Origin of the sequence: Rubinisphaera margarita (assembly GCF_022267515.1) — a bacterium.
In the GTDB taxonomy this organism is placed as follows: domain Bacteria; phylum Planctomycetota; class Planctomycetia; order Planctomycetales; family Planctomycetaceae; genus Rubinisphaera; species Rubinisphaera margarita.
Window position 1 is genome coordinate 718,160 of sequence record NZ_JAKFGB010000014.1, and the last position, 21,961, is coordinate 740,120.

Consider the following 21,961-nt stretch of genomic DNA (forward strand, 5'->3'; position numbering starts at 1 on the left):
TGCGGCATTCTCGGACTTGGAATCTTGCATATGACATTTGCCGCGTCGAAGAACATTAGTACTGACACACTTGTAACCTTGACTGGTATTAATTTCGAGAATCGATTCTGCTGCGACTACACTACTGCACCACAAAATCATCGATCTGCGCGTTGATTTCCGCAGGTCCTTCAGTTGGCTGAGCTCGGGCAGGCATTGATGCTTCGGAACCTTTGGCATTCGCGGACTCTGAGTCATTCGATTCCTCGTCCAACACGGTCGCCTCCATCGGATTCCTTACTGCGCACTTGCGACGCCTCCAGGCTCGGTGGGAAAAGAATCCGGCAATACAGAGCATCCCAATCCCATCCGCGAACAAGATCCACTGGGAGACGCGATCGAGGGGCTGCCCTTCTGCTTGATGCTGATTTCCGGCTGTCTTCGCCAACATCAGCTGTCGTTGTTCCTCTTTCCACCCGAGGTATTCACTCAGACTCAGGCCTCCACTCGCGTCCTTATCCGCCTCACTGAATTGATTCAACGTGTGGAGCCAAGCCCGCTCAGGAAGAAAGACCAGCATTTCTTCCGAAGAAAGCGAGAGATCGTGATCAAGATCTTTGCCGTGAAAACGGGTGGTCAAATCCGGGGCGGCAGCAGGAGCAAACTGAAACTCCTGAGCGGAGAGAAACCCATCGACTGGTTGGACGTCATATAGTTCGAACTCCTCGGGGACCGACCACCGTCCCTGAGACAGGAATTTGCGGACCGTCGCATATTCCGCGCTACTAACCTTCGAATCACGGTTCACATCGTGCTGCAGGAACCTGGCCATGCTGTCCATGACCTTGTCCTTACCCCGGGTGCGAAATTCTTCCCAATCCAACTGCTCGTCCGAATTCGAATCGAAACGATGAAAGAAAGCATTGCGGAACGCGAGTTTCGGTGGGCACACATCACCCAGTAACTCATCGAGAAGCTCAATTGCCCACTGGTCCTTCGGTCTTTGCGACGTGAACTCCGTATGTGAGATGAGATCGTCGCCGGTCGTATCCAAGGCATCGAAAACAACGCGAGGAGGGGGGCCATTCCGTTTTGGCGGAGGCTCCTTGCCTCGAAACTCAAAGTCGATGACGTCCAGCTTCTCGTCGCCGTTGCGATCGAAGCTCTTGAACTCCAGCTCTTTTGCCTGAAAGGCCTTTCCCAGAGTGCCGTTCGTGTATTCTTTAAGATTTAAGAATTCGTCGTCGTCTTTGTCGAGCAGCCGGAAGATCTTCTGACGCTGAGACTCTTCAGTTTTTTCGCCGGCAGCAGCTGGCTTCGTAGCAGACTCTGCCGCAATTGCACGTGCTGCAACCGCGCTTAGGAGAATCGATAGCACGAATGCCGCGAGGATAACTCGGTGAATGATACAGCCGCCTGTCCGGTACATGGCCGACAGACTTCTCGCTGAGCGTTTCGCGAAGAAATCGTACATTGTGCCAAACCTCGAAGAGTTTGGAGAGATAGGAATCGAAGTGTACATCCTACCGGTGAACTGTTCAGTGCGGTAGAGATTTCTCGACGATTTATTCAGAAACTCCGATCCGTCGTCGAAGCGGCGGAATTGTCATCCAACCGGACATATCGCCGCTGCTTGACGATCAGATCTGCAAGCATGCCTATTGCAAGAATAATGATGGAAGACACGATGATGATGACGTCTGCATCCGCGATCCCGGCAGGGGAATTTATACCGAATGCAAAGATCCGATAGTGGCCGGCGACGAACAGCGCAAGGGCCAAGGGGCCGAACACTCTCAACGGATTGAAATACATGATGACTCGGACGACTGTCAGGAGATATCGGGCGGTGTCTCTGATCGGGTGAAATTTTGACGTACCAATACGGGGGTGGTAATCGATTGGAACGTACTTGACAGAATGGCCGTTACAGAGATAAGCCAAAGTCATTGAGCTTACGCAAGAGAATCCTGGAGAGAGTGCCCAGAGATATCTCAACACGATTGCTCTGTTGAGAACCTTCATCCCGGTATTCAAATCGTCGATCGTATGTCCGCTAACCCATTCAGCGAGCTTTCGAATGGCCCACTTTACAGGCGCCCTCAAAAGTGGCCAGGTTCCGGACTCGCAGCAGCGCGCCCCATTAACCTGATCAAACTCGGGGACAAATTCGAAGAGCTTGAGAAGATCCTTTGGAGCGTATGAGCCATCGGCATCCAGCATGGCGATGTAATCGGCCCGAGAGGCAAGGATGCCATCGATACGGGCGGTGCCGGAACCTCCCCGGGATTTCCGGCGGATGACCTGGTCCGCAAGCGACGTGGCAAATTCGGCCGTTTGATCCGTTGAACCATCGTCTACGACGATAATGTCGATCTCATGCGGACAGATTGCCACCAACTCGCGTAGCTGAGCGAGAAGAGGTCCGATAGCACGCTGCTCGTTAAAGGCGGGGATGACAACGGAAATCTTCAAGGTTATGACTATGAACCAAAGTGAGAGGAAACTGAATCTTAGTCGCAGTGAACGGAACCACCCTAATTCAATGTCTCAGAAATTGAAAGCAATCGCAGCCTCCATCGTCAAAAGTCTGAACAGCCTTGGGCTGCGTAGAGTGGCTGACGATGTAGGAAGGGGCTGAAAGGGCGGGGATTTCAGTCCTCCACTCGCGACATCGAAATCTGAGATCGAACCCGAAGGAAGTGAAGTAGGGTCCACAAGACTCCTTCGCGATCGAATCTGTTGGTACAGGATGCCGAAGTCTCCAATGGAACGGGGCAGCTTCCGGAGTATTCCGTCCCGCCTGCGGTCTCGAATAAGTTCGAATCTCGCTCCTGAGTTGAAAGCAGGTGCGTTGTAGATACAACTAAACTTGATTCAACTTCCACTCAAAGTTCCCCAACCTCTCTATTGGCAAGAGGTTAAGAGGGGATTGCTCGCTACCGCCTGCGGGAATCTGGGCCGTTACAGGGGCTACAGACAAAGGTCGAGCTGCTTTTTGCTACGTCTTGCCCCCTTTCGTCCCACAAGACGACACCTCACAATGAACATTTGCAACGTTGGACAGATATAGGTATGAAGTTGTGCTAAAGTCGCGGTCGGAACGTAAATCCTCTTTGGCACGACGCTGATGACCACTGCAAAACTCAAACGACAATGGCTGATTCTACGCACCCTGGCGGCGCGGCGGTTCGGGGTAACGGTCAAGGAATTAGCTGAAGAACTCGAAACTGGACTGAAGACGATCCGTCGAGATCTTGTCGACTTGCGAGAAGCCGGATTTCCTCTCGCTGAACGTGATGGCCCTCACGGCCGCAAGTATTGGACTTGCGAGAAGGCCAAGGACGTTCCCGAACTCGGATTCGATTACACGGAGATTCTCTCGCTCTATCTGGCGAGACAACAACTGGAGCCGCTGGTGGGGACGCTGATCTGGGCCGGAGCCCATTCGGCGATGAAGAAGATCAAGGCGACGCTGAAAAACTCGCAGTGCGAATATCTCGATAAGATTGGCGGTCTCGTCCACAGCGTCCGCTCCCGCACGAGCGACTACGCTGAGAAGGAGCAGATCCTCGACGATCTGATGGTGACGTGCGAGGACTCCACGATTGCAGGTATTTCCTATCAGTCAGCCCGCTCGACCGAACCCGTTTCCTACTTCGTGCACCCTTACGGCTTCGTTTATTTCCGCGACTCCATCTATCTGGTCGCCTTTTCGCAGCACCACCGTGAGGTCCGCCACTTCAAACTCGACCGAGTGCTGGATGTCGAACGGCAGTCGCTGAGATTTGAAAGGCCGGCGGATTTCGACCTCGACTCGTTTCATGCTCATACTTTCGGCGTTTTTCACGAAGACGGTCCCTCACGGAGGGTTGTCATCCGCTTCGACGCTTCTGTCCGGCAATATGTCCAGGAACACGAATTTCACCGCAGCCAGTCGGTTGAGACTCACCGCGATGGCAGCCTCACTGCTACTTTCGCACTGGCCAGCCTGCAGGAACTCAAAAGTTGGGTTCTCAGTTTCGGGCCGAAAGCCGAGGTCCTGGAACCGGCTGAGTTGCGGGAGGAGATCACGCACGATCTTAAGAGATGCCTGGCTGTCTATCACGAACATGAAAAGCAGGAACACAGATGACTCACCTCGACATTTCATTTTCGCTTTTTAGTCAACAACCGCTTCCCGCGGATCACGGCTACCTCATCTATTCAGCTGTCTCCGGCCTGCTGCCGGAAATGCATCGGGAGAACGGCTTCGCGATTCATCCGATCGCCGGGACGCAGATCGGGGACCGCCAGATGAAGTTGACGGACCGGAGCCGGCTGACGATTCGGGTGCCTGACGGACAAATTGCACCGCTGCTGAAACTTGCCGGACAATCTCTGCGGGTTGGTCCTGCGCTAGTTCAGGTGGGCGTTCCGGAAGTTCGCCCGCTGGTCCCGGTCACTTCGCTCCGCAGCAGGCTGGTTGTGATCAAGATTGCTCATCACGATGGAGGCAGTATCACGCCCGACGTCTTCACGGCTTCGGCACGCAAACAGCTGGATGCCCTGGAGATTGACGCCGAAGTCGAATTGACTCCCGGTCGTAAACGAACTCTGTGCGTGAAACAGCGAGAGATCGTGGGCTACGAAGTTCTGCTCGAACACCTTACGGCAGACGAGTCGATCCGTGTCCAGGAATCCGGTCTGGGAGGAAAGCGGCACATGGGAGCCGGCGTGTTCGTACCGTATTCAAGGGAGACATCGAAATGAGATCGATCGACTTGCTTGCCAAGAACCGCGACGCTGAGCTTGTTGCGACAGATTCCGTTTATCTTGCTCAGCATCTGAAGGACGTTCATGCGGCGGCCGTCGCAGTCATCGATGCGACCGGTAGCAGTCAACTGGCGATGCTAGGTCTGGGCGTAGAGAAGTGGCTTCCCCGGCTGAAGCAGACGGTACGGCTAGCAGCCGCCATTCACGATCTGGGCAAAGCGAATGATCATTTCCAAGGGATGTTGCAGCCGCAGGAGCTGTCGCACCGGAACGGGATGTGGCAGGGGCTACGCCATGAATGGATCACAGTCCTCATGGCAATGCCGGATATGGCAGAGAATGGTCTCTATTCGCCCGCCTATTCCCTTGGCAACTGGCTTCGCGGGGCCGTTGAGAGCGACGAGGATTTTCTGGCAGTTTTGTGGGCCGTATCGGGGCATCATCCGAAGTTTGGTCGGCCGTCTCCACCGCGAACTTCTCGGGAAGGCGGGGGGACGGAGATGCGTCTGCTCATGGAACACGACCAGTTTCGCCATATCCTGAGCTGGCTGGCGGAAGCATTTCAGCTGCCGGAACCGAAAACAGTCCACGAGCGGGATCTGACGGTTCCACTTATCGGTAATCGTTCTGCATTGACTTACATCCTCGATTTTTACGAGATCAGCAACCGTGTCTGGATGCCCGAGAGACACGAACAATCGGAGTATGTTCGGTTCGTTGCCGCGGTGAAGAATTCGCTGGTTGCAGCGGATATTGCGGGATCGGCGTTGCCTCAGACCGTGGGCGGAAATGCGAAGCAAACCGAATGGATCGCGAAGTCCTTTCAGGCTCTCCCCACTCACGATGACTTAACGCAGGTGATTCTCGATCGGCTCAATGAGAATCGGAAAACGTGGTTGACACCTGAAACGCTCGATCAAGGGCTTCGTCCGTTTCAGGAGGAGGTCGGACAATCAATTTCACAGGTCACCCTCGTGAAAGCAGGCTGCGGCACCGGAAAAACGCTCGCCGCCTACGAATGGGCTCGACGTCAGTGCTCCGGCAAGCGTCTCTTTTTCTGCTACCCTACAACGGGAACGGCGACTGAAGGTTTTCGCGACTATTTTCTGACGCCGCCGCAGGACGGTCGTCCCCAGAAAATCAAGTTCGAAGCGAGGCTGTTTCACAGCCGTCAGGAGATTGATTTCGACCTCTTAGAAATTCGGGAAACGGATGGTGAGCAGGGATTAGAGGAAGCGACTGAGACAGCCATCCGAATCGAGTCATTAGCAGCCTGGTCGACGCCGCTCGCTGCGGCGACTTGTGATGTGGTCCTCGGGCTGATGCAGAACAATCGACGGGGACTCTATGGCTGGCCCGCGTTTGCTCAGGCTGCCTTCGTCTTCGACGAAATCCATGCCTACGACGATCGATTGTTCGGAGCACTCCTGCGTTTTCTGAAAGATGTCCCTGGCTCTCAAGTTTTGTTAATGACTGCGAGTTTGCCCGACACGCGGGCGAAAGCCATCGAGCGGGTACTGCAGCGAAACGGCAAATCGCTGAAAATCATCGACGGCCCGGAAGACCTGGAAACGCTGGATCGATACCATCGGGTGCATGAAGAGTACAGCGAACTCAATTCACATTCCCTGCTGGAACAGATCAGAGCGGACCTAGCAGCCGAATACGATTCGCTCGAGACCGGGAAAGTGCTCTGGGTATGCAACACGGTCGACCGGGCGATCGCTGCCTTTGAGGCGGCTCTCCAGGCAGACCTTCCTGCAATCATCTACCATAGCCGATTCAAATATAATGATCGCGTTCAACGGCATCTAGAAGTGATTCAGGCTTTTCGTGGAACCGAACCGGTTGTTGCGATCTGCACGCAGGTAGCTGAAATGAGTCTCGACCTTTCGGCGAGCCTGCTTGTGACAGACAAGGCTCCCGTCCCCTCTTTAATCCAGCGTCTGGGGCGACTCAACCGCCGCGCTCGGCCGGATGGGCATTCCTTGACCAAGCCTTTCGTATTGGTCAATCCGACGAGTCCCGACGGTGGATCATTTCACTGGCCGTACACGCCGGAAGAATTTCGGCTGACTGACCTTTGGCTGCAGAGCCTTCCTTCCAGCGGCATCACTCAGCGCCATCTATCGCAGGCTTGGGAGGAATTGCCGGATCATTCGCAGAGACGGCCAGCCGTTGCTCAGAGCGCGTGGCTGGACGGAGGACCTACAACACAGGTGCTGGAATTACGTGAGAGCACGCCAGGCGTGACGGTCATCTTGGAAGAGGACGCCGAGAAAATTCGTGCGGGCGAAGATCTCGGCTTCTATACCATTCCAATGCCTGCACCTTCAGGGAAAGTTCGCCAGCAGTTGCTTAGTCCCACGGCGAGGCGAATCCGGGGATGCTTTGTCGTTTCCAGGCAGTTTATCGACTACGACGCTAAGAGAGGGGCCCAATGGCGAAGAAACGAGCCGTAACGACGCTGAAACCTAAAACGCACGGGCCAGCTCAGCTCAGAATGAATCTGTTCGAGCCGGGCATGTCGATCCTCCATCGGGCCGGCCTTGGTGGATTGGCTTGCACACTGGACTACATTAATCGGGCTCGGAGTTTGGGGATACTTGATGACGACGATCTACCAGGCGACTGGTCATCCAATCAATCGCCCTGGGAAGTTGACGAACAAACAATCACCCTCAACTTCGGCCAACCGGGAGCGGCTCGTGTTTACCTTGAGAGACTGTTCCGCATTGCCTTCGACCTGAAAGACGGCTTGATCTATCTTCCGGGCCAGTATGCGCAGGAACCTTCCCTGGCCGTTCGTGCGGAACTGCAGTTGGGGATGACGCTAACTTTTCTCCAGCACGGGAAGGTTCGTCAGCTCGATAAGAATGCCACTGTCGTCCAGTACGATCCAGAGGGAAGCGGAACGGCTCTCGCCACGGTTGAATACAAGCGTTGCCTCTCGTACAAGCACCAGGACGGCTGGAAGGATATCTGTGAAAAGACGGGCTGTTTGTCGCTTAAGCCTGTCAAGGTCGTCGGCCCGCTGAGCCCTGGGACGATGGTGCGACACGAAAAATATAGCAACGAGACGAAGATCGTAGACACGGCCGAATTGATTCTGCCGTTATATTTTGCACTTATTGGCTGTATTGGTTTGCCCGTCAATCGACGAGTGGGAAGCCTCGTAGTTCCGGACGTCGAAAACCTCAGCCAATTCATCGTGGACCGCCCGCAGATGACTCCCACGACCGTGCCCGAGTGTCGCGTGGCCGAGAATTCTGATGCGGTCATGCAGGCCAAGGTTCGACTTAAGAACCGTGGCATCGTGCATCGCAAAGCGATGCCCTCCTTCCTAGCGACCACATTCAAGCCGACTCCGTGGGCGAGTCAGCAGAAATCGCGCACTTGGACAATGGACCACAGCAGAGAGGCGTTGCGTCAGCCGAAAGATTCCACGGGCGAAGACGACAAGAGGCGATTGGAGCAGTTTGAAATTGCTTTGGCAGTCTTGCCTCCCCAAGTCCGCACTAAGCGAGAGGCCGTCAGCCGCAAGGTTGCGGGGAAAAAGCTATCGCACGAAATCGAAGTCGCCTTCTGGTCTGACAGTGTTGTCCGCGCATTGGCCGCAGAGAATCTGGCCCGCGACCTGCCGTGGTACACCAATTTCATCACGCTCATGCGGGATGAAGATGCGAATGGCAATCCTTACCGTTACCGACTTGCAACCGAAAGAGAGGGACTTCGAGCGATGATCCAACACGTTTCCTGCGATTACGAGCCAGAAAGGATTCTGGTGAACGCTATTCATCAAGCGATTCGCTGGCGAATGGCTCAGATTAGGACTGACACAGACGGCAAGGATGCGAGCGGTGTGTCCCAGGCAACAAAGAACCGGTGGAACCGGTTTCGGGAAGAGCTTCGCCTAAATCTGGTCGGTGCGAAAACCGCCGATCAAACTCGAGCAGCGATTTGCCAACTCTTTGGCAGGGCTGGCAGCAATGAAGTCCTGCAGCAGCAATGGCAGGAAATCATCCCACTGGTCACGGATGCCAAGTACTGGAAGACCGCTCGTGACCTTGGGCTATTGGCTCTGGCCTCTTATGCCTCCAGTGAACGACAGCCACAAGAAGACTGACTCATTGTCGGAAATATTGCCCAACCCAAGTCTCGAACAGGCCTCATCATGTCACTTCATCTCTTTGCGAATGTCGTCACTCCCTTTGGAACAGCCGCAAACAATCGCGCTGAAACAGAGGGCTACATCACCACCTTACAGAAACTGATCTGGAAGGGAGAACCACACAGCACTGTCAGTGCGGAAGCCATCCGCTTCGCACTGCGGCGGTTACTCGCAGATGCTGAAAAGTCAGGAACTAATCGCCATTGGAACGAAGATGCCCGCGCTAACGAATGGAAAGACCATACGTTTGACGGCTGGAACGACGAAAAGGGAAAGACCTTCATCGACGACGATCTCCTTGGATTCATGACCGCCGAAGCGGCCAAAGACGAGAAAGGCAAGGGATCGGCCAATGTCCGCCGTGCTGTGCTCGAAATTACCCGGGCAGTCTCGCTAACTCCCTGGTACGGTGATGTGACCTTCAATGCCGCGTCGCCCGGCGCCACTCCGTCCGCCTCCAAAGGTGAAGACAGAAACAAGAATCCCGTTCCCTATGGCACTGAAGTCCATGCGACTCGGTACCAGTTCGGCCTGGCATTGACTCCAGAGCGCCTGCGCGACAAGAGTCGAGCTGCAAAAGCACTGGAAGCAGTAGGCTCTCTACGGACGGTCGCAGGGAATCACGGTCGTTTTCTGTTCGATTTCTCGCCTGAAGCAATCATTATTCGCATCACGCGAGATCCCGCCCCCAGATTGCTCTATTGTTTTAACTCCGATGACAGTGGAGCGACAGTCACGGCATCGGCTCTCATTAAACGCATCGAAGTCGGAGACGTTCTCGCTGATGAACTGGTGGTTGGGGTGAGCGACCTTGATTCCGAACTGTCACAATCACTGCGCGATAATGGCGTCTCTCAGGTGAGTGGAGTCCGGGGTGCAATTCAAATTGCCTGTGAATCACTGCAGCAATCTCTCAATGTTTAGGAACCTGTCATGCTGGGACTTTACGTCAGTGTGCCCATCGCCTGTTTCCGACGGGGGCGAGCCCGGGAATATCTGGAAACCGAACTCCTTCCACCGCCATCCATGTGTTACGGCTTCTTTCTCTCGCTGGTGGGTGAGACCGATCGTGAGAATCACATCGGCTGCCGAGTCAGTCCTTCAATCGTCTTTTCCTTAAACCCGGATGAGATGCCGGGACAGTTTACGTCAGATCTTAGTGTCGTCCTGCGGACAGTCTGGCGAGTGAAGAGCAAACCGTTGGGCTCAGCTGGCAATACGCGACCTGATTATCAACAATTACTGTCCAATATCCACCTGGTCATCTGGCTTGATTCTTCTGGCGAGACATGCGAACGGACGCTTGAGCAGCGCGTGCAGGAAGCGCTCACAAGCCCAGGCAACATCCAGCGGTTTGGAGGGTTAAGTCTGGGAGAAAGCACGCATCTGGTTGATGAAGTTGTCGAAATCGAACGCTGGTTGGCGCGGCAAAAGCATCCGGTTTCGGCACGGCGTTTCGAGTTGGACCCAAAAGGAAATCTGTCGCTCCCCGTGTGGGTCGATCACGTTGGCTCACAAGGAACCAGGTACGTGCGGGGAAGCCTTATTCCAGGATCGATTCAGACTCCGGAATCTGGACGGATGCCGCAAATCTCGCCCGAAAACGACTCGACGGTCTCTCAGTAATTCCCGCAAATTCCCGCAATTATTTCATGCCCATCTCCAGGGACGGAGAATAGCCCTGGAGATGACAACATGATTGTTTCCTCTACTGCCGACCGTTCAATCGATCCCCCGCTGCGTGTCATGGCATTGCATGCCTTGCTGTACTGCGAGCGGTTATTCTATCTGGAGGAAGTAGAAGAGATTCGCGTTGCCGACGCCAACGTCTACGCCGGGCGACGGCTGCACGATGATGTGGCGGGTCTTGATGATGAGACACCAGAGAAGCGATCACTGGAACTGTCCAGCGATCAATGGGGGCTCTTTGGCAAGGTCGATGCCGTGAGGCGGCGGGATGGCAAGTGGGTCGTGTATGAGCACAAACGCGGCCGCTGCCGGCGCGGAGATAATAAGGAGCCGTTGGCCTGGGACAGCGATCGCATTCAAGCTGTTGCCTATGCCGTGTTGCTGGAGGAACACTTTGGCGAGTCTGTTCCCGAGGCCCGTATCCGATATCACGCGGACAAGGCGACGGCTTTCGTGCAGATCGACCAGCAGGCACGCGATGATCTTCGCACAGCTGTGACACGAGCAGACCATCTTCGCAACACTGTCGGTCGTCCCGCCGTGACGGAGAATGAACGGCTCTGCACGCGCTGTTCTCTAGCGCCGGTCTGTCTGCCGGAGGAAGAGCGGCTGCTTGAGAACAGAGGCGAGACTGCCTCCGATACATCGTCGCCGGAAGCCGGCGCGTATCCCAGCAATCGTGAACGGCAAACGCTGCACGTGACGGCTCAAAAGGCCTACGTCACTCGGCGGGGAGAAAGCCTGGTGGTCAAGACAGAGGAGGGTGATCAGGTTTTGCCCATCGAACAGGTCGACACGCTAGTGATTCACGGACACGGACAGGTAACCACGCAGGCCATCCACCTCTGTGCCTGGAAAGGCGTCGGTATTGAATGGATGTCGTATGGAGGACGTTTCACCGCGGGCCTGACCAACTCTCCCGGGCGAGTTCAGCAGAGAATTCGTCAGTATCGGGCGCTCGCGCGACCCGACAATTGCCTCCGGCTCGCGAAGGCACTCGTTCACTGCAAGATCGAGAACCAGCTCAAATACCTGCTGAGATCGACCCGTAGCGAAGCTGCCAAACGAGAACAGATTCAACCATCCATTGACCGCATTCGCGAATGCGTCAAGAAGTCCAGCAGTTCCCCGTCGCTGGAAACTCTTCGAGGATTGGAAGGCATGGCGGCCAAGCAGTATTTCGCGGCCCTTCCCGTTCTTCTGGGACAGTCAGTGCCCGACGAATTGCGACCAACCGGCCGTACGCGACGCCCGCCAACCGACCGCTTCAACGCTCTGCTCAGCTATGGCTATTCACTCATCCAGGCGACCGTGCATCGCAGCATTACGGAGGTCGGACTCGAAGCCTCGCTTGGCTTCCTGCATCAGCCCCGCTCGGCGGCCCATCCGCTCGTTCTCGATCTGATGGAATTGTTCCGGACATCCCTCTGGGAAGTTCCTTTGATTGGTAGCGTCAATCGCTTGCAATGGAAAACCGACGAGGATTTTTCCATCGCTGGTGCGCAAGTCTGGCTATCGCAAGAAGGGCGCAAGAAGGCGATCGGACTGTTCGAGCAACGATTGCAGGAGTCTTACAAGCACCCGTTGATGGGGAAATCTCTAACGTTTGCTCGGCTGGTCGAACTCGAAGTGCGGCTCCTGGAAAAAGAATGGACCGAGTCACCCGGATTGTTCGCCCAATGGCGTCTCCGATAGGAGCGTTTCCTGTTCCGCTACCTTTCAGAGGAGAGTCGCATGTCTGCTAAACATTGGCATCTCATCAGCTACGATGTACGCGATCCGAAGCGGCTGAGAAAAGTCGCACAGAAGCTGGAAGCTTACGGCAATCGAGTGCAATATAGCGTCTTCCGGTGCCGACTCGATCGCCCGACCCTGGAGAAGCTGCACTGGGAATTGAACCAACTCATGACAGGTGAGGATGACTTACTGGTGATTCCGCTCTGCCCGAGTTGTGCCGGGCGAGTTCCCATTCACTCCACGGGAGACCAGAGCTCGTGGGCCGAACCGCTCCCTTCATTTCGAGTCATTTAATCCAATCATGGACCTGAGCATGGTATCGCACATCGAGAACATGATTACCACATCTCCTCGTGGGGAAAGCAGTTGGAAATACTTCGGTGCCGTCGACATGCTTGAATCGATGCTGTGGTCCATAAAGACCCTCAATTATTGCTTTGAACAGCACCGGACGTTCAGAATTCGAAGTCCACGACAAGTCGATTTCCACCCTCGTCAGTTGCTGCGTGATTTGACCTGCCTTATCTTCTTAACTAACGCTGGGTTACAGCGAATGCTGTGTTGATTCCGATGATGCCGAAAGGCGTTGAGCACCCTGAAGGTTCTGCCACTCGTCGTCGTCGAGCCAGGTGTTGATTCCGATGATGCCGAAAGGCGTTGAGCACCTGATGAATCCTTTCTGGTCGTGGGATTTAATCACGTGTTGATTCCGATGATGCCGAAAGGCGTTGAGCACGAACAGGTTTGACTCGGTATGGCAGGTGCACTGTCGTGTTGATTCCGATGATGCCGAAAGGCGTTGAGCACCAGAACGCCGCCTGCCAGACACCTCGCGGTGGTGTGGTGTTGATTCCGATGATGCCGAAAGGCGTTGAGCACAAGCACCAGAGGTGTTCCCCTTCCAAGAGGCTGAGGCGTGTTGATTCCGATGATGCCGAAAGGCGTTGAGCACTGGACAACGCGAGCCGCGTCAACGACATCCCAATGTGTTGATTCCGATGATGCCGAAAGGCGTTGAGCACATTCAGGAGCAGCTGGAGAAGGAAAACGCGGCTTACGTGTTGATTCCGATGATGCCGAAAGGCGTTGAGCACAAGTGGGCCGGCTGGATTCGGTGGTTCCTGCGGAGGTGTTGATTCCGATGATGCCGAAAGGCGTTGAGCACGCGAAAGACGAAGGCTGGTCGACGAAGAATGGTTCGTGTTGATTCCGATGATGCCGAAAGGCGTTGAGCACACGAAGAGAGCTAACGGTGAAGGCTCGATTTACAAAGTGTTGATTCCGATGATGCCGAAAGGCGTTGAGCACAGGAACTGGCCGCAGAGGCCACGCATCACCCGGACGAGGTGTTGATTCCGATGATGCCGAAAGGCGTTGAGCACAATCGAAGTCGCGACCGTCGCGTTCTCCGTGCGACCGTGTTGATTCCGATGATGCCGAAAGGCGTTGAGCACATCTGGCCACAGGTGAGCGGACGGACTATGCTGCGTGTTGATTCCGATGATGCCGAAAGGCGTTGAGCACACATCCCTCTGTGACTTGTACCGGGATCGCGGGAAAGTGTTGATTCCGATGATGCCGAAAGGCGTTGAGCACGAGACAATTCCGAGCACGGGAGCGAGATCCCGGCCGGTGTTGATTCCGATGATGCCGAAAGGCGTTGAGCACAACGCTCCGGTCCCCAGAATGGCCGACACAATATCGTGTTGATTCCGATGATGCCGAAAGGCGTTGAGCACAGGACAGGGGACGTAATACCGGTGATTCGTGGACTGGGTGTTGATTCCGATGATGCCGAAAGGCGTTGAGCACACGCGAGAGTGAAGATCAAGGTCGCGGCGGAGCAGGTGTTGATTCCGATGATGCCGAAAGGCGTTGAGCACGGATCAGGGGATATTGTCTTGTGTTACAAGAGGGATGTGTTGATTCCGATGATGCCGAAAGGCGTTGAGCACGCGACAATGGCGATTCTGACACCCCGGCGACGTAGGTGTTGATTCCGATGATGCCGAAAGGCGTTGAGCACCGGACAACCTGCCTGCGTTCGCGGGGAACGCCTACGTGTTGATTCCGATGATGCCGAAAGGCGTTGAGCACCTGATTCCACTGGCGGTTCCCACCGCTTCTCTGGCGTGTTGATTCCGATGATGCCGAAAGGCGTTGAGCACGGAAAAGCAAAAGCAAAAGCAACAGTTGCAGTCGCGTGTTGATTCCGATGATGCCGAAAGGCGTTGAGCACCGATCAAGCGGGGCGTCTGGCGTGAAGTCGGGTACGGGTGTTGATTCCGATGATGCCGAAAGGCGTTGAGCACCAGGTGAAATACGCGATTGATCAGGCGAAGACCAACGTGTTGATTCCGATGATGCCGAAAGGCGTTGAGCACCCGATGACATGGTTCTCGGCTCTCGTGGATTTGTTGTGTTGATTCCGATGATGCCGAAAGGCGTTGAGCACGGATCGGGCAGGCGATGGCATGGTGGCGGAACGGCTGTGTTGATTCCGATGATGCCGAAAGGCGTTGAGCACCACCACCGCTCGACGCGTTCCTCGTGGTTGCCGTAGTGTTGATTCCGATGATGCCGAAAGGCGTTGAGCACTCGAGGCCACCCCCTTGCAGGACAGCGTCCCGGAGTGTTGATTCCGATGATGCCGAAAGGCGTTGAGCACTAGATTCCCGGAGTCGGGAGATGCGTATTGTTCTCCTGTGTTGATTCCGATGATGCCGAAAGGCGTTGAGCACAACGACAACCAAATCGATGATCGTGTCCCGATACGGTGTTGATTCCGATGATGCCGAAAGGCGTTGAGCACACGAACGCCGCGGCAGGACGCCGCGGCGGTTTTCGTGTTGATTCCGATGATGCCGAAAGGCGTTGAGCACACCGTGCCGCGATGGCTGGTGATTGGAAGGACGAGCTGTGTTGATTCCGATGATGCCGAAAGGCGTTGAGCACCTGTTCGGTGCCACGGATGTGCAGTCGATCCGTGGTGTTGATTCCGATGATGCCGAAAGGCGTTGAGCACACCACGAGTGAGCGGGGCCGATTCGAGATGAGCCTGTGTTGATTCCGATGATGCCGAAAGGCGTTGAGCACCTGGTACTCATGACAGTTTCGCCAGTTCCTTCTCGTGTTGATTCCGATGATGCCGAAAGGCGTTGAGCACTGCAGGACGGGGGGTGTGACCATCTATCGCAACTCGTGTTGATTCCGATGATGCCGAAAGGCGTTGAGCACAGCACTCGACACGTTCGCCGTTGATGTAGATGGTGTGTTGATTCCGATGATGCCGAAAGGCGTTGAGCACACTACAGCACGCAGTGGTATGAGCGTCGAAGGTTCGTGTTGATTCCGATGATGCCGAAAGGCGTTGAGCACTCACCAAGCCCGTCTTCCGTCCGCACAAACACAGGGTGTTGATTCCGATGATGCCGAAAGGCGTTGAGCACCGGTACGTCATGGCCGACGTGAATCATTGGAAGGTGTGTTGATTCCGATGATGCCGAAAGGCGTTGAGCACTGGTGACTCTGGAACAGGCGTCGGCGGAGCACTTTATCGTGTTGATTCCGATGATGCCGAAAGGCGTTGAGCACCGTACGACAAAGGCGGGGCCGTCTACGGATACCTTGTGTTGATTCCGATGATGCCGAAAGGCGTTGAGCACCAATTGACGTGGTGCGACCAGGTCGTTCGAAAGACGTGTTGATTCCGATGATGCCGAAAGGCGTTGAGCACTAAGCAGGCTGCGAATACTCTCACAGCAGAGAGGCGTGTTGATTCCGATGATGCCGAAAGGCGTTGAGCACACACTCGGAAAGTTGCTTGGGGAGGTTGGGACCGGGTGTTGATTCCGATGATGCCGAAAGGCGTTGAGCACATCTACAGGCAGCCGCTGACGCCGCCGGGTGGCAGCCACGTGTTGATTCCGATGATGCCGAAAGGCGTTGAGCACGTTAAGTGCGACCTCAAGCCGTCCGACGTGGATGTGTGTTGATTCCGATGATGCCGAAAGGCGTTGAGCACGCGAAACAGACTCAGCTGATGGAGGAGATCGACCGGTGTTGATTCCGATGATGCCGAAAGGCGTTGAGCACCAATTGGTCTGGAATAGCATCGCATCAAATAGTTCGTTGCCTAAGCGATACCCGAATTGCTGATGGCTAAAAGAAAGAGCACAGGGCCGCCCGAAGGCGGCCCTATGGTTACTCCATGTCAATTCAGTGGCGTTAGTCTAGTAGCGAATTCCGCGTTTTAAGAAGAAGCGATCACGATTGCCCCGCGTTTTCCCGACCCCGTACCAGCGGATCGTGATCCAGAAGGGCATAGTGGGAACTTCTTTCATTCGTCGATTCCTTTATGGTACGATTGCATCATAACATCTCAGTAAGAGTCCATTCCGCCGCGAGAAGGTTGAGAGTCGTATCACGGTCGGTGGAAAGGCCTCGAAGCCAGCGAGTGAATTGATGCGTCATCATGCCAGCAGCAATGCTGGCCGCGTATATCGTGCTTTTCGACGTGCATGTTCCGCAGTGGGCATCCGCTTGATCGAAGAACGTGTCCCTGTAGTGCCAATTGCTGTCGGGATCTGAGGCCGTCAGTACCCTGATGACTTCTCCCAGCATGCGACCATCCGCCCAAAATGAGCAGCGTGGACCAACCGCTCGCCAGATCGCTGCCCGGGCAGCGATTGAATCCACGCAGCAGAATACCGCTTCGCCGACCTGTTGCTTCGGTCGAAACCGGTCCTGAATCAGTTCGAGTTCGATCGAGGGATCGATTCCGGAGATGGCTGCTGCCGTCGCTATAATCTTTGGATGACCGATATCGCCTCGCAGGTATCCTTGAGTCGTGATGTTCGTCAAATCGACGGTGTCGAAATCGATCAGCTGCAATTTCCGAGCTCCAATCGATGCCAGCTGTAGAGCGACCTGCCGCCCGATCGCGCCAACTCCGATCACAGTCACCGTGATTTCGGACAGACGGCCTTGGGGCACCAAGTCCTGCTGTCGACTGAAGCGATCCGGAACCTCTTCAGAAGTTGTCATCGCACTCCTCCTCGCTTCGATGAGCAAAACTGAACTCGGACAGCCATTCGTCTTCCCAGTCGACTGAGCAGGCCAGTTCGTGGGATTGATCACGGTCGTCCGCGTTCCTTCGCCGGACTGGTTTGTCGGTCGCGGCTCGGCTGCGGGCGACTGCCGCTGGCTCTTCGACGTCCACGCTCTGCAGGTATTCAATCTCCCAGGCATCAAAGTCACTGCCGTTGAACTCTCGACCATAGTCGAGCTCGATTGGCAGTTCAGTTTCACCACCGGGACCGCTATTGAATCGCAGGCGAGCGTAGCAGTCACCTCCGCGAGCGAGGATGAACATCACGGCCCACTCCGCGTTCCCGAAGACTCGCTCAAACGTTTCTTCGTCGACTCCGCTTGGCTGAGGGCAATCTCCCGGATGCGTGTGAATCCACACCCGGGCAAACTGTTCTGGTTTCCGCCCGGCATCGACCTGCTCGTCGAAGAACTCGGCGACGGCGTCATCCTCAAAGGCCACATGAGCCCAGGAGCAGGTTTGCCGTACCAGCTGGATATCCTCGATCAGCAGCAGGTCATCTGCGGCGGAGATCCCGAAGCCGCCGACTTCCGTGTCTCCATATTCACGCAGAAACAGCAGCTTCGCCCAGGCCGTCGGACTGAACTGCAGCGATGGGAGTTGTGGACTCCGTCTTTTCTTCGTTTTGTTGTTCATCGCAGTATTCGCACCTTTCATTGGTCAGGCAGGAGGAGCAGAAATCGGCGTCGCAGTCGGCGCACGTTATCAGACAGCTATGGCAGAAGCGCTCGGAGCAGCCTTCGCATTCGCTGGTACACCCACAGCAGAAGTTGCGATGGCAGTCGGGACAGGTCACGGAACAGTCTTCGCAGACGGGCGTATCGCACTTCTCGCAGTCCGAGCCTTCGTCGGCATCCATGGCGTGGCCGCAGTCCATACAGTTGACGGCCTGCCACGCCGAGAGGGCGACATAGGGACTGCTGTCGTTGTAGGTCCGCAGCAGGTTGGCCACGATTGTGAAGAAGTCATACAGTCGCCCCTGCCGCAGCGCGATGTCGATCGTCGCGTGACCTTCGCCTTCACAGAGGTCTTCATCCTGGACGTGAGGATGTGTGACACTGTCGTTGGAGCAGGCCGGGTTGGGTTCCAGCGCGATCACCTGGTATTGCCCGGCATCATCGCTGTAGTTGGCGTAGTTCAGTCGGATCTCGAAGCGTCCGAGGTCGATGTTCTGCAGGCAGATTGACTCCGTTGTAACGGCAATCTCTTTCTGCTTGCGATCGATCGTGACGTCCTCGAACTCGTCCTGTAGAGCCCGCAGGTCGGCCAGGATCTCGCGGGCGGAAGCGGTCACCATGCGAGGCGTCGCTTCAATCGCTGCATTCAACGGAAGTAGATCCTGCTGCAGGGACTTCAACACGTGCTGGAGCTGGTTGAAGGTTAGATTAGCGGCGTGATGCCACTTTCTTTGCCGGGCCAGCTCATACCGCCGCCGAAGTCGTACAAGCTGCAGCCAGCGTTGTTCCGGTAGCCAGATCGCTCCGCGATCGGTCACCATGTTCAACTGACTGCTGATTTCAATCGCCACCCGCAGGAGTGATTGGTCCATCGGAGTCATGGTCTTTCCTTTCAAAGCAAATGGCCGCCCAGCGTGGTGACTGGACGGCTAAGGAATTAACAAGTGGACCGGGATCACGACTGTGGAGCTGCCGCCCCCTCAATCTTCGTCGGCGTGAACGACACCCGGTCACCTTCCTGCAGCACCTGGTCGGCCGAGCAAGGTTGGCGGTTGACCCGGATGAGATAGTTGTGAGCCTTGCTGGAGCCGGTGTGTCGCTCGAAGAGCTGCATCACGGTCATGCCGGCGGGAACTTCGACGTAGTCTGCAAAACCGCCGCCATCGTTGTTGATAAAGAGGACCTTCATGAGAGTTTCCTTCGTGCGAGTCAGTGAGAAACAAGTGAGTGCCGCCGCTGCGGACGGGGCTTCGGGCGAGGTTGTCGCCGCCCCTTGTGCCGTTTGCTGCGGTGACAGATTCGGGAGGCCGCGATCCAGGTTCGACGTGGCTGGCGTTTGGTCGTGCTGGTCATGACCTCACGCCACCAGGGATTCTGGAGCGATGTCGGCCAGGATGTCGTCATCGGCGATGAGACAGTCATCCCAGTCCAACATTGCAGGTCCGCAATCCCTCTCAGGTCTTGATGCCGTATCAGGATCAGAGAGCAGAAAGCCGAGCCGCTTGATCGTGGCGATTGATTCACCAGTGACCGACGCCACGGCCCGATTGAGTTCAGATTGACGCATGAGTTGTTCCTTCAAATAGGTCCACAAAAAAAGCCCCGGCTGAGCAGCGACAAGGCTGGTCAACCGGGGCAAGTGAGAATCGGATTGTTGTGTTCGGTCAGCTCTCCGAACGCGAGGTGCGGATGATCCGGCGTCGGGGACGATCAACGAGTAAGCCGTCGAGAATCGACTGCACGCCAGAAAGCTGACTGCTCACCTGTTGCCGCAGGCTGCTGTCGTTTCGCAGGGCTTGAGGCTGAACGCCGTCGACGATCTGGCGACACTGGTTGACCAGGGCATCCAGCTGTTCATTGGAGCGGACATTGAGCAGCTGAAACCGTAGGAAGAATTCGTGCAGGTTCTCGACGACCGTGTCGCGGAAGACTTTGGGGCGGCCGTCGTCATGTCCGCTCAGCCGCTCGGTCAGATGTGAGACCAACTGCGAGAGCTCGTCCACAAAAGCCTGTTCGGCCAGTTGCAGAGCTTCATCGAAGCGGGCCTGCACCCGTTTCACTTCCTGCTCGTAGACGTCTGGATTGAGCTGCCGCAGATAATCCGGCGGCTCGACGGACGGGTAGTCGTGCTCAATCTGAAATGCATCGAGCAGTGAGGGCGGGTAGTCACTGGGATCAAACAGATCACCAAGCCGCTCCCGAGCGGCCGACCGCAATTCGTCGTAATGATCATCGAGCTCGATCACCGCTTCAGTCAGCTCGGCCTTGAACAGCTCGATCTGCTGATCGAAGGCGGTGATGTGATCCCGGCGGATCAACCGCAGGCCCGGCTCCGGATAGGGCAGCGAAAGTCCCTTCCAGTAGCTGATGGCCCGCCCTTTGATGCTGGTCACATTCTTGAAGGCGGGGTGCGACGTATTGAGCAGCTTCTTGCCGGCCGACAGGAACTTGCCTTCGGCTCCAAACGAATCGGCCGCCTGATCCCGCTGCTCGGTGCTGAGTGATTTGCGGACGCCGAGCCACGTGAAGCTGAGCCGGGCGGCGGTCATGCTGCCGCGGAGCCGCCGGGCGGCCTCGACGGAAGCTTCTGCGGGAGGACTTTCGGTCGCGGTACGCTGCATGAAATTCTCCTCGTCAGGGACTGGAAATAAAGAAAACCACGTCCCGTGGGAAGACGTGGCTTCAGAAGCAAACGGCTGCGCCGATTATTGACCGGCGGTGGGGGGAACGCCGTAAAAGGTCTCTTCCGTCCAGTCCTCCCCCTTCCACACAAAGCTCGAGTAGCTCGGGTGAGAGTTGGCGGCGGTCAAGGTGATTTCCACCTTGAGCTCACTTTCCTGATCAAATCGCTGCAGTGGGAACTTCAGCGTGATGCTGTTCTCCCGGTTGGGCGGCCAGACTTCAAAGCTGTGAGTCTGGTGTCTGGCGTTCTCCGCGATCGACTCTCCAGAAAGGGTGACGGACATGACGCCGTTACGAAGATTCCCGGCGTGCTGATGCCAGAGCTCCAGCGAGAAATCTGGCATGCTCAGCATGGGACGCACAACCTGCCCCGACAGGCGGGGATAGATGCGGGGAATCTGAGACCATTGATACTCCAGATACATACAGCCGATGTAAATCATCGACAAAACCACGAAGATCATGATAAAGCCGTCCTGATACCAGGCGCGTTCCTGGGTCATGGCGAAAGCTCCTTTATGTGAAAGAGTGAGGGAATGGGTAAGTTTTCAGCAGCGGATATGATACTCATAGTCCGTAGCCGGATAGTCATCGTCAAGTGTCCAATGCCGCTATGGCAAAACAGGCGGACATTCTGGTGCGATTCGGTCTGCGGGTCAGAAGACTGCGGCAGGAGCAGGGCTACTCTCAGGAGAGCTTTGCGTATGCCTGTGAACTGGATCGCACGTACGTCGGCGGGATTGAGCGGGGTGAGCGAAACCTCGCATTGAGAAACATCGAGCGAATCGCCAACACGCTCGGCATCAGCATCAGCGAGCTGATGGAAGGGCTGTGAGCGGCGTTAGGCTGTCACGGGAATGAGAACCAACGCGACCACAGCGTCATCACTGGTTGCCGAGAGCGCCGCAGCCAGAGGAGAGTGGTACAGAGCAACCTGTTTAAAACGGTCAGCATCCCGCTCCACGGCGGCGTAGCGTAACTCGCAGTTCAGCAGGGTCTGTCGGAGTTCAGCACAGCGGCCACGTCGAACCTGAATCTGACGATCCAGATACGGCTGCCAGGTCGAAGGCCCATGCGGCTCCAGCTCTTCGCTCCAGAACTGCAGGGCGGCTCGCAGCAGAACCAGATCGTCGTCGGTCAGCACATCGTTCATGGAATCTC

Annotated in this window: 19 protein-coding genes and 1 CRISPR repeat array; of the genes, 9 read left to right on the plus strand and 10 right to left on the minus strand. The window is 55.9% G+C overall.

All coding sequences use genetic code 11. The features are described 5' to 3' along the window. Positions 1-121 precede the first annotated feature (121 nt). Together L1A08_RS15715 and L1A08_RS15720 are read right to left on the minus strand one after the other, a co-directional pair. A complete protein-coding gene (locus L1A08_RS15715) occupies positions 122-1,453 on the minus strand; it encodes a hypothetical protein (RefSeq protein WP_238757393.1) in 1,332 nt (443 codons plus the stop codon). A gap of 95 nt (positions 1,454-1,548) precedes the next feature. Beyond that, positions 1,549-2,454, minus strand: a complete 906-nt coding sequence (locus L1A08_RS15720) for a glycosyltransferase family 2 protein (RefSeq protein ID WP_238757394.1) — start codon at positions 2,452-2,454, stop codon at positions 1,549-1,551. A 655-nt stretch (positions 2,455-3,109) separates the two neighbouring features. On the opposite strand from L1A08_RS15720, the gene L1A08_RS15725 reads away from it, so the two are divergent. The 8 genes from L1A08_RS15725 to cas2 all read left to right on the plus strand — a co-directional run bounded on the left by L1A08_RS15725 (position 3,110) and on the right by cas2 (position 12,625). Continuing rightward, the gene (locus L1A08_RS15725) at positions 3,110-4,114 is read left to right on the plus strand and encodes a helix-turn-helix transcriptional regulator (RefSeq protein WP_238757395.1); all 1,005 of its coding nucleotides are present in this window, start codon (positions 3,110-3,112) and stop codon (positions 4,112-4,114) included. Beyond that, positions 4,111-4,731 (plus strand): type I-MYXAN CRISPR-associated protein Cas6/Cmx6, encoded by a 621-nt coding sequence (gene cas6, locus L1A08_RS15730; protein WP_238757396.1) that lies wholly within the window; start codon positions 4,111-4,113, stop codon positions 4,729-4,731. Before L1A08_RS15725 ends, cas6 begins: the two co-directional genes overlap by 4 nt. Then, positions 4,728-7,196, plus strand: coding sequence for a CRISPR-associated helicase Cas3' (cas3, locus tag L1A08_RS15735; RefSeq protein WP_238757397.1), 2,469 nt, complete (start codon positions 4,728-4,730; stop codon positions 7,194-7,196). Before cas6 ends, cas3 begins: the two co-directional genes overlap by 4 nt. Further along, a complete protein-coding gene (cas8a1, locus tag L1A08_RS15740) occupies positions 7,175-8,860 on the plus strand; it encodes a type I-MYXAN CRISPR-associated Cas8a1/Cmx1 (protein ID WP_238757398.1) in 1,686 nt (561 codons plus the stop codon). Before cas3 ends, cas8a1 begins: the two co-directional genes overlap by 22 nt. 48 nt (positions 8,861-8,908) lie before the next feature. Further along, a complete protein-coding gene (gene cas7i / locus L1A08_RS15745; RefSeq protein WP_238757399.1) occupies positions 8,909-9,829 on the plus strand; it encodes a type I-B CRISPR-associated protein Cas7/Cst2/DevR in 921 nt (306 codons plus the stop codon). Between the two features lie 9 nt (positions 9,830-9,838). Beyond that, positions 9,839-10,531, plus strand: a complete 693-nt coding sequence (cas5, locus tag L1A08_RS15750; RefSeq protein WP_238757400.1) for a type I-MYXAN CRISPR-associated protein Cas5/Cmx5/DevS — start codon at positions 9,839-9,841, stop codon at positions 10,529-10,531. 69 nt (positions 10,532-10,600) lie between these two features. Continuing rightward, positions 10,601-12,289 carry a type I-MYXAN CRISPR-associated endonuclease Cas4/Cas1 gene (locus L1A08_RS15755; protein WP_238757401.1) on the plus strand — a complete coding sequence of 563 codons (1,689 nt, stop codon included), beginning with the start codon at positions 10,601-10,603 and terminating at the stop codon, positions 12,287-12,289. A gap of 39 nt (positions 12,290-12,328) precedes the next feature. Next, the gene (cas2, locus tag L1A08_RS15760) at positions 12,329-12,625 is read left to right on the plus strand and encodes a CRISPR-associated endonuclease Cas2 (protein ID WP_238757402.1); all 297 of its coding nucleotides are present in this window, start codon (positions 12,329-12,331) and stop codon (positions 12,623-12,625) included. A 264-nt stretch (positions 12,626-12,889) separates the two neighbouring features. Further along, positions 12,890-16,426: a CRISPR direct-repeat array (repeat unit 36 nt; unit sequence GTGTTGATTCCGATGATGCCGAAAGGCGTTGAGCAC). Positions 16,427-16,702: 276 nt separating this feature from the next. On the opposite strand, the gene L1A08_RS15765 is transcribed toward cas2, so the two are convergent. The 7 genes from L1A08_RS15765 to L1A08_RS15795 all read right to left on the minus strand — a co-directional run bounded on the left by L1A08_RS15765 (position 16,703) and on the right by L1A08_RS15795 (position 21,303). Next, the gene (locus tag L1A08_RS15765) at positions 16,703-17,377 is read right to left on the minus strand and encodes a HesA/MoeB/ThiF family protein (RefSeq protein ID WP_238757403.1); all 675 of its coding nucleotides are present in this window, start codon (positions 17,375-17,377) and stop codon (positions 16,703-16,705) included. Continuing rightward, positions 17,364-18,077: a hypothetical protein gene (locus tag L1A08_RS15770; RefSeq protein WP_238757404.1), complete on the minus strand. Its 714-nt coding sequence runs from the start codon at positions 18,075-18,077 to the stop codon at positions 17,364-17,366. The genes L1A08_RS15765 and L1A08_RS15770 overlap by 14 nt, the downstream gene beginning before the upstream one ends. Beyond that, positions 17,986-18,999 carry a hypothetical protein gene (locus L1A08_RS15775; RefSeq protein ID WP_238757405.1) on the minus strand — a complete coding sequence of 338 codons (1,014 nt, stop codon included), beginning with the start codon at positions 18,997-18,999 and terminating at the stop codon, positions 17,986-17,988. The genes L1A08_RS15770 and L1A08_RS15775 overlap by 92 nt, the downstream gene beginning before the upstream one ends. Positions 19,000-19,073: 74 nt before the next feature. Beyond that, positions 19,074-19,307: a MoaD/ThiS family protein gene (locus L1A08_RS15780; protein WP_238757406.1), complete on the minus strand. Its 234-nt coding sequence runs from the start codon at positions 19,305-19,307 to the stop codon at positions 19,074-19,076. Positions 19,308-19,475: 168 nt separating this feature from the next. Continuing rightward, positions 19,476-19,685 carry a hypothetical protein gene (locus tag L1A08_RS15785; RefSeq protein WP_238757407.1) on the minus strand — a complete coding sequence of 70 codons (210 nt, stop codon included), beginning with the start codon at positions 19,683-19,685 and terminating at the stop codon, positions 19,476-19,478. 97 nt (positions 19,686-19,782) lie between these two features. Continuing rightward, the gene (locus L1A08_RS15790) at positions 19,783-20,739 is read right to left on the minus strand and encodes a hypothetical protein (RefSeq protein WP_238757408.1); all 957 of its coding nucleotides are present in this window, start codon (positions 20,737-20,739) and stop codon (positions 19,783-19,785) included. 84 nt (positions 20,740-20,823) lie between these two features. Further along, positions 20,824-21,303 carry a hypothetical protein gene (locus tag L1A08_RS15795; RefSeq protein ID WP_238757409.1) on the minus strand — a complete coding sequence of 160 codons (480 nt, stop codon included), beginning with the start codon at positions 21,301-21,303 and terminating at the stop codon, positions 20,824-20,826. Between the two features lie 110 nt (positions 21,304-21,413). Between L1A08_RS15795 and L1A08_RS15800 the strand changes: the two genes are divergently transcribed. Further along, positions 21,414-21,635, plus strand: coding sequence for a helix-turn-helix domain-containing protein (locus tag L1A08_RS15800; protein WP_261362923.1), 222 nt, complete (start codon positions 21,414-21,416; stop codon positions 21,633-21,635). Between the two features lie 6 nt (positions 21,636-21,641). Here L1A08_RS15800 and L1A08_RS15805 read toward each other — a convergent pair whose 3' ends face one another. After that, positions 21,642-21,953: a methyltransferase gene (locus L1A08_RS15805; RefSeq protein WP_238757411.1), complete on the minus strand. Its 312-nt coding sequence runs from the start codon at positions 21,951-21,953 to the stop codon at positions 21,642-21,644. Positions 21,954-21,961 lie beyond the last annotated feature (8 nt).

Excerpts from the sequence above, each read along its gene's own strand:
- L1A08_RS15790 (WP_238757408.1), bottom strand. The coding sequence starts at position 20,739 with ATGCAGCGTACCGCGACCGAAAGTCCTCCCGCAGAAGCTTCCGTCGAG.
- L1A08_RS15795 (WP_238757409.1), bottom strand. The coding sequence starts at position 21,303 with ATGACCCAGGAACGCGCCTGGTATCAGGACGGCTTTATCATGATCTTC.
- cas3 (WP_238757397.1), top strand. The coding sequence starts at position 4,728 with ATGAGATCGATCGACTTGCTTGCCAAGAACCGCGACGCTGAGCTTGTT.
- L1A08_RS15775 (WP_238757405.1), bottom strand. The coding sequence starts at position 18,999 with ATGACTCCGATGGACCAATCACTCCTGCGGGTGGCGATTGAAATCAGC.
- L1A08_RS15755 (WP_238757401.1), top strand. The coding sequence starts at position 10,601 with ATGATTGTTTCCTCTACTGCCGACCGTTCAATCGATCCCCCGCTGCGT.
- cas5 (WP_238757400.1), top strand. The coding sequence starts at position 9,839 with ATGCTGGGACTTTACGTCAGTGTGCCCATCGCCTGTTTCCGACGGGGG.
- cas2 (WP_238757402.1), top strand. The coding sequence starts at position 12,329 with ATGTCTGCTAAACATTGGCATCTCATCAGCTACGATGTACGCGATCCG.
- cas7i (WP_238757399.1), top strand. The coding sequence starts at position 8,909 with ATGTCACTTCATCTCTTTGCGAATGTCGTCACTCCCTTTGGAACAGCC.
- L1A08_RS15765 (WP_238757403.1), bottom strand. The coding sequence starts at position 17,377 with ATGACAACTTCTGAAGAGGTTCCGGATCGCTTCAGTCGACAGCAGGAC.
- L1A08_RS15805 (WP_238757411.1), bottom strand. The coding sequence starts at position 21,953 with ATGAACGATGTGCTGACCGACGACGATCTGGTTCTGCTGCGAGCCGCC.
- L1A08_RS15780 (WP_238757406.1), bottom strand. The coding sequence starts at position 19,307 with ATGAAGGTCCTCTTTATCAACAACGATGGCGGCGGTTTTGCAGACTAC.
- L1A08_RS15785 (WP_238757407.1), bottom strand. The coding sequence starts at position 19,685 with ATGCGTCAATCTGAACTCAATCGGGCCGTGGCGTCGGTCACTGGTGAA.
- cas6 (WP_238757396.1), top strand. The coding sequence starts at position 4,111 with ATGACTCACCTCGACATTTCATTTTCGCTTTTTAGTCAACAACCGCTT.
- L1A08_RS15715 (WP_238757393.1), bottom strand. The coding sequence starts at position 1,453 with ATGTACGATTTCTTCGCGAAACGCTCAGCGAGAAGTCTGTCGGCCATG.
- cas8a1 (WP_238757398.1), top strand. The coding sequence starts at position 7,175 with ATGGCGAAGAAACGAGCCGTAACGACGCTGAAACCTAAAACGCACGGG.
- L1A08_RS15725 (WP_238757395.1), top strand. The coding sequence starts at position 3,110 with ATGACCACTGCAAAACTCAAACGACAATGGCTGATTCTACGCACCCTG.
- L1A08_RS15800 (WP_261362923.1), top strand. The coding sequence starts at position 21,414 with ATGGCAAAACAGGCGGACATTCTGGTGCGATTCGGTCTGCGGGTCAGA.
- L1A08_RS15770 (WP_238757404.1), bottom strand. The coding sequence starts at position 18,077 with ATGAACAACAAAACGAAGAAAAGACGGAGTCCACAACTCCCATCGCTG.